The 7006-nt window shown below is 44.3% G+C and carries 5 protein-coding genes; 3 read left to right on the top strand and 2 right to left on the bottom strand.

Features of this window, described 5'->3' with window-relative positions; all coding sequences use genetic code 11:
- Nucleotides 1-56: 56 nt before the first annotated feature.
- On the bottom strand, nt 57-821 hold the full coding sequence (locus tag Q0499_RS05870) for a hypothetical protein (RefSeq protein WP_299197190.1): 765 nt from the start codon (nt 819-821) through the stop codon (nt 57-59).
- Complete coding sequence (locus Q0499_RS05865; RefSeq protein ID WP_299197188.1) at nt 814-948, bottom strand: hypothetical protein; 135 nt, start codon at nt 946-948, stop codon at nt 814-816. Before Q0499_RS05865 ends, Q0499_RS05870 begins: the two co-directional genes overlap by 8 nt.
- Before the next feature lie 400 nt (nt 949-1348).
- Here Q0499_RS05865 and Q0499_RS05860 point away from each other — a divergent pair, with 400 nt between their 5' ends.
- The 3 genes from Q0499_RS05860 to Q0499_RS05850 all read left to right on the top strand — a co-directional run.
- On the top strand, nt 1349-4621 hold the full coding sequence (locus Q0499_RS05860) for a helicase-related protein (RefSeq protein WP_299197186.1): 3273 nt from the start codon (nt 1349-1351) through the stop codon (nt 4619-4621).
- On the top strand, nt 4618-5283 hold the full coding sequence (locus Q0499_RS05855; RefSeq protein ID WP_299197184.1) for a DUF4391 domain-containing protein: 666 nt from the start codon (nt 4618-4620) through the stop codon (nt 5281-5283). Before Q0499_RS05860 ends, Q0499_RS05855 begins: the two co-directional genes overlap by 4 nt.
- A 20-nt stretch (nt 5284-5303) precedes the next feature.
- The coding region (locus Q0499_RS05850; protein WP_299197181.1) for a site-specific DNA-methyltransferase at nt 5304-7006 on the top strand (1703 nt) is incomplete at its 3' end.

The raw sequence follows: 7006 nt of genomic DNA, 5'->3' as shown, positions 1-7006 counted from the left end.
ATCGTTATCCGGTCGTTGCCAGGGTGGCGCGATTATCTCATAGAGGCTTTATTCGATTAAGTCCGACAGTCTGCTAGGTCAACAATATATTTGCACTGATGGCCTTGCTTGAGAAGTGCCTGTCGAATGATGAATGAAAGAGCAATGCCTTCGTTTTTAAGCGTGGTTTTAGCTACATTCTCCCCACTTATTAGTTGGTGAATAAAGTCATCAGCACTTTCCAGCGCTTCTTCGGCAGAGAGCTCTGTTTGGTATTTGTAACTTGACCAGTTAGCGTCTTCATTGGAACTATGGATAAGCTCATTTAAGTTACGTGCAGGATTAAAATTACCGTCCTCCGTCAGTCCAGCCCTTACCTGGTGCACTAGGTGGTATTTATTACCCTCTTTCAGCAATATCATTCGAAGTAGCGCAACGGGCACCACTCGCTTGCCTACCTGAGCTGGTTGATGTCTGACAACATGTTTCAGTACTACTTCACCATGCAGTTTGCGAAAGGATAACGCATTGTCTGATATGCTATAGAAGAGGTGCTCAATTTTACGTTTGAGTAGGTGTTCATACTGGTTGATGAAGTACTGCAGCTGTCGAACCTTTGCTAAGGCCTTGCCATTTCGCCACCTTGAGAACTGTGCTGTTGAGTTCTCACTTAAGCCCGCCTTCACAAGTATTTCTGCAGGGGTATATCCCTGATCAAGCGCAATGCGAACTAATTGCTTTGTATAACGATATGTTTGCTTATTCTGTTTGTCTTCCATAACACTCACATAAAAAGAACGCTGGTGGCTAGAAGCCACCAGCGTTTGGTACTGTTTAGTCACCTAAACAGTCATCATTGTTCGGATTATGGACATCAGCCCAGTCATCCATATCGGCATCGTTGTTTGGGTTGTTGATATCAGACCAAACATCAAGCTCATCTTGTGACATATCTGAGGTATCAGGCATAGCTTACTCCTTATTTCTTGCCCTTATAAAGGCTGTTGTTCGGATTTAGTTGGTTGCTGCGGTTATTCTGCACGCTCTTGTGAGCCTTGTTTGTGCCCGAAGTCCCCTTGTTAGCATTGCTCTGGTTTGCTTTGTGGTTGTTGCTCATGAGTTATAGCTCCTCGTAGATGAGCTATTAATATAAAAAATGGCTCCTGCGTGAAGAAGTGATGGAGAGGTGATTATTTTGTGAATTGGAGTGATGGGGGTTAAATTATGTGTTTTCTAAGGCCCCTGATATGCTCAAAACATGTACTTTAGCTCGCTATACATCTTTAACTAAGGTGTCTGCCATGGCACTCTCTGGATGGTAGTTAGTTGTAAAGCACTCCACAGTCTTCAGGACAGGATTTCGGCGCATATGGAAGTAATAGACAATATAAGCCACCTCTTAGGTGAAGACCTTAAGGCGACTATCAAGCCAGGTGCAAAGCTCAAAATTGCGGCCTCCTGCTTTTCTATCTTCGCTTACGAAGCTCTTAAGTCTGAGCTGGAAAAGATAGAGTCTTTAGAGTTCATCTTCACCTCTCCAACCTTTGTGCCCAACGAAGTCACTGACAAAGTAAAAAAAGAACGCCGAGAGTTCCATATCCCTAAATCGGAGCGTGAGCGGAGTTTCTTCGGCAGTGAGTTTGAGATCCTGCTCAAAAATAAACTGAATCAACGAGCAATCGCCAAAGAGTGTGCCGGTTGGATTCGTCGTAAGGCTATATTTCGCTCCAATAGTGGCAAGGCTCCTATGCAGCAGTTTGCTGCCATTCGGGGTAGCAAGTCTGAAACGGTGTATCTACCTCTTCACGGTTTTACCGCAGTAGACCTCGGCTACCAGCAGGGTGATGCTGTTTCCAACTTTGTTAATAAAATGGACGAACCTACGCTCGCAAATAAGTACATTTCTTTGTTCGAACAGATCTGGGTCGATGACGAAAAACTGGAAGATGTCACCGAAAGGCTGTGTGAACATATCGCTTCCGTATATCAAGAGAACTCGCCGGAGCGTATCTACTTTCTGTTGCTATATAACATCTTCAACGAATTCCTAGAGGATATTAGCGAAGATGTGCTACCCAATGACTTGACCGGTTACCAGGACAGTCTGATCTGGCAAAAGGCCTTCAACTTTCAGAGAGATGCTGCGACCGGCATCATCAATAAACTGGAAACTTACAACGGCTGTATCCTGGCGGATAGTGTCGGCCTGGGTAAGACCTTTACTTCCTTAGCGGTTATTAAGTATTACGAGCTGCGCAACCGTTCTGTGCTCGTACTGTGCCCGAAGAAACTCGCGGATAACTGGCTCAACTATAATCGCAATCTTAAAACGAATATGTTCGCTAAAGATCGCTTTAATTATGATGTTCTTTGTCATACCGATTTGCTCCGTACCAGTGGTGAATCATTCGGTACACCGTTGAATCGCATTAACTGGGGCAACTATGATCTGGTTGTCATCGATGAATCCCATAACTTCCGCAATAATGACGTTTATAAGGATAAGGAAACTCGCTACCAGCGGCTGATGAACGCGGTTATTAAAGATGGGGTTAAAACTAAGGTGCTGATGCTATCAGCAACTCCGGTTAATAATCACTTCAGTGATCTGCGCAACCAGTTAGCCCTCGCTTACGAAGGTGAGTCTGATATTCTCGGTAAAAAACTGCGCACAGAGAAAGATATAGACGAGATATTCCGTCGTGCCCAAACCGCTTTTAATGCTTGGTCGACTTTACCCGCAGAAGAGCGAACTGCCAGTGCCATCCTCAGCGCTCTCGACTTTGATTTCTTTGAGCTGCTTGATAGCGTCACCATCGCTCGCTCACGTAAACATATAGAAACTTTTTATGACACCAGCGATATAGGTACTTTTCCAGAACGTCGTAAGCCATTGTCTTATCACTGTGCGCTAACTCAGCGAAATGATGTCATCGGATTTAACGAGATATTTGCGCATCTTTCTATTCTGAAACTACCAGTATACGCGCCAGTTAGCTACATCCTGGCGAGCCGGTTAAGTAAGTATGAAGATCTTTATGATACCGAGGTTGGAGGAGGTAAGGGCAAGCTAAAGCAAGTTGACCGAGAACGAAGTCTTCAAGCGCTAATGACCACAAATTTGCTAAAACGATTGGAAAGCTCTGTGCAGTCCTTCCGATTAACGCTGCAGAAGCTAAAAGACAAGCACCAACAAATCCTTGAGAAAATTAGCCAGTATCAGCAAGCAGGGATCGATGTCAGCTTTGCTGATATGGCTACGGCATTTTCAGATCTCGAACCAGGGGAGGATGACTTTCCTGATCTGGATGATATGACCATTGGTAGTAAGATTAAGATTAGCCTGTCTGATATGGATCTGCCCTCTTGGCAGCATGACTTAGAGGCCGATCTTGAAGTTATCGACACACTACTCATTGAGATGCATAAAGTATCTCCAGCCGATGATACAAAGCTGCAGCACCTTAAAACTCAGATCGAAAGTAAGTTGGCCTCCCCGATAAATCCCGGTAATAAAAAGGTGCTTATTTTCACTGCTTTTGCCGATACTGCAGACTACCTCTATGAGAATATTGCGCCTCATATGCTGAAAAATCGCAATATACACACAGGTAAAGTGACTGGCACAAGCACACCAAAATCAACCTTGGGAACGGGCTATGACTATCAAGAGTTATTGACGTTATTCTCACCTCGCTCAAAGGAGAAGGCTGTTACCATGCCGAATGAGCTCCGTGAGATTGAGATTCTTATCGGTACGGACTGTATCTCTGAGGGCCAGAACCTGCAGGACTGTGATTACCTGATCAACTACGATATCCATTGGAATCCTGTGCGAATAATTCAGCGTTTTGGTCGGATTGATCGTATCGGCTCGCTCAATGCCAGCATACAACTGGTGAACTACTGGCCGGACATCACGTTAGACGAGTACATCAACCTGAAAGAGCGGGTTGAAAACCGGATGGTGATTGCTGATGTAACTGCCACAGGTGATGACAATGTACTCAGTGCTGAAGCTAACGATGTCTCTTATCGGAAAGAGCAGCTACGGCGACTGCAGGAAGAAGTCATCGATATGGAAGACCTGAAAACCGGCGTATCAATTACCGATCTCGGTCTCAACGATTTTCGCATGGATCTACTTAACTACGTTAAAGCGAATGGCGATCTGTCGAACGTCCCTAATGGCATGCATACAGTGGTTCCTGCAAACCCTGAGAAAGGCCTTCAGCCCGGTGTGATTTTTACCCTGCGAAACCGTAACCAGGGTGTAAATATCAACCAACTGAACCGACTACACCCCTTCTATCTCATCTATATCGGTAACGATGGCACAGTGATTAGCGACCATACCGAAGTGAAACGACTACTGGATATTGTACGGACCGCTTGTAAAGGTAAAACTCAACCTATCCAGCCTTACTATCAGTATTTTAACCAAGCCACTAACGATGGCCGTGATATGCAGGCCTATTCAGACCTGTTAGATCAGGCGATTCATTCAATGATGGAGCTGAAGGAAGATAAGGATCTCGACAGCCTGTTTAGCAGTGGTCGTACGTCGGCATTGACCCATACCATCCATGGCCTCGATGATTTTGAGTTAATTGCGTTTGTTGTGGTTCAGGGGGCGTTATGAGTGGCGTTCTCTACCAATATCCAAAGCAGGCCTTGTTTGGAAAGGTGTTGCCCAAAAATAAAATCTATCAGCATGCTAGGCTTGGTAGCGCATTGAAAGAGCGCTTCGTTACCCAGATAGAGAAAATTATCTGGAAGTACAAACTTGCGCCCGAAACGGTCAATCTGCCAGCACGGCGCAGTGTGCCGGAGATACAAATCTTCGAAATTCATCTGAAAACGCCTGATTTGAAGAATGAGGTGTTGCGCTGCATAGATCAGGCTGTGCCTTTTCCGATACTCTATGAACTTCATTATCAGAGTCAGATTAAACTTACCGCTGCCTATAAACGACCCAATGATGCGGATGCTAACAAGTGGGTCGTTGATGAGTATCTGAGTTACCCATGGCTAAGTGATAACACTGAGCGCATTCCGTTACCGACCGCCCTGAATCTGGGTAGCCTTTATGAGCAAATACTGCGATCGATGATACCGACAGCACCACAAGTGGGTGAGACTTTGAGCTCTCAAATACATAGGTATGCTCAGATACAGAAGAAGCAGAATGAATACCGGAAGTTGGAGATGAAGCTGCATAACGAAAAGCAGTTTAACCGCAAGGTAGACATCAACGCTCAAATCCGTACCATCCAGCAGGAATTGGCCAAACTGACCGCCTGAAACACCGATTAGAGAACATCATGGACAAATTGAAGCTGCATACGCCTGACATCACGGCTGAAAATATCGCTAAACTAGCCGAACTCTTTCCCAATTGTGTCACCGAAAGTCTGAGCAAGGATGGCACCCTCAAACAGTCAGTCGATTTCGACCAATTACGCCAAGAGCTCTCCAATACTGTTGTAGAAGGCCCGCAAGAACGTTATCAACTAAACTGGCCTGGTAAGCGAGAGGCGCTGCTGACAGCTAATGCACCTATCTCTAAAACCTTACGTCCTTGCCGTGAAGAGAGTGTCGATTTCGACACTACTAAAAATCTTTATATCGAAGGGGACAACCTTGATGCGCTAAAGCTGCTACAGGAAACCTACCTCAATAAAGTTAAGATGATATATATCGACCCTCCTTACAATACAGGCAATGATTTTATATATGAAGACGATTTCAAAATGGAATCAAAGAGCTATTTGTTAAAATCAGACCAGCTTGATGAGGAAGGGGATCGTCTGGTCACTAACTCAGAATCGAATGGTAGATTCCATTCTGACTGGTTAACTATGATGTACTCACGGCTAAGGCTGTCAAGGAACTTGTTAGCTGATGACGGGGTGATTTTTATTTCTATTGACGAAAATGAAGTCGTTAATATGAAAAAAATATGTGATGAAATATTTGGTGAGGATAACTTTATTGAAAACTTCATATGGAAAAAAAGCTATGGTGGCGGTCCAAAAGAGCGATATGCCGTAACTCAACATGAATACATCCTACTTTATACGAAGGTAATAAGTAATTTAGATAACTTCTCCCTCAGGTATGACCCGGCAAAAATAACCAGATACTACAAGCATAAAGATCAACATCATGAATTACGAGGCCCATATAGGCTTAAACCGCTTGAAGCGACAAAAAGCATGGATTCACGACCTAATTTGGTATACGGAATCCCTGCGCCGGATGGACATGAAATACAGCCCAAGCGACAATGGCTATGGAGTAAGGCCCGCGTTATTAAAGCCCTGGAAAACGGAGAGCTCGAATTTATTGGTTCTGGAGAAAAACAGACCGTTAATTACAAGCAATATTTGAAAGATGAAAACGGTATAGAGAGAGGGGAGAAGCCTTTCTCCATTATAGATGGTATATACACTCAAAAGGGTACAGATGACATTCGAAAAATTTTCGATGATAAAGTGTTAATACAATTTCCAAAACCGGTAGATTTAATCTCAAAGCTGGTAGAAATAGGGTGTGGTAACAAACGTGATTCTATCGTACTTGATTTTTTCTCAGGTTCAGCAACAAGTGCGCATGCCGTTATGGCGTTAAATGCAGATGACGGGGGAGAGCGTCGTCATATAATGGTGCAGCTGCCTGAAACTTGTGGTGCTAAAAGCGAAGCATTTAAAGCAGGTTATGCGACTATTGCAGAGATAGGCAGAGAACGTATTCGACGTTCTGGGAAAAAGATCAAAGCAGAAAATATAAATAAGCCAAGCGTCCAAAGCCTCGATATTGGCTTTCGAGTGTTTAAGATCGATAGCTCAAATATGAAGGATATCTATTATGCGCCCGACGAAGTTAGCCAGGATGATTTGTTCAGCCAGGCTAGCAATATCCGAGAGGATCGAACACCGGAAGATCTGCTCTTCCAGGTGCTGTTAGATTGGGGTGTGGATCTTGCGTTACCTATTAGTCAGGAAACCATTGCCGGAAAAACAGT

It is taken from the genome of uncultured Amphritea sp. (genome assembly GCF_937127095.1).
In the GTDB taxonomy this organism is placed as follows: Bacteria; Pseudomonadota; Gammaproteobacteria; order Pseudomonadales; family Balneatricaceae; genus Amphritea.
Note: the sequence above shows the minus strand (reverse complement) of the source record. Positions and strands in the feature narration are given on the sequence as shown.

Coding starts and splice junctions, on each gene's coding strand:
- Q0499_RS05865 (WP_299197188.1), bottom strand. CDS start 948: ATGCCTGATACCTCAGATATGTCACAAGATGAGCTTGATGTTTGGTCT.
- Q0499_RS05860 (WP_299197186.1), top strand. CDS start 1,349: ATGGAAGTAATAGACAATATAAGCCACCTCTTAGGTGAAGACCTTAAG.
- Q0499_RS05855 (WP_299197184.1), top strand. CDS start 4,618: ATGAGTGGCGTTCTCTACCAATATCCAAAGCAGGCCTTGTTTGGAAAG.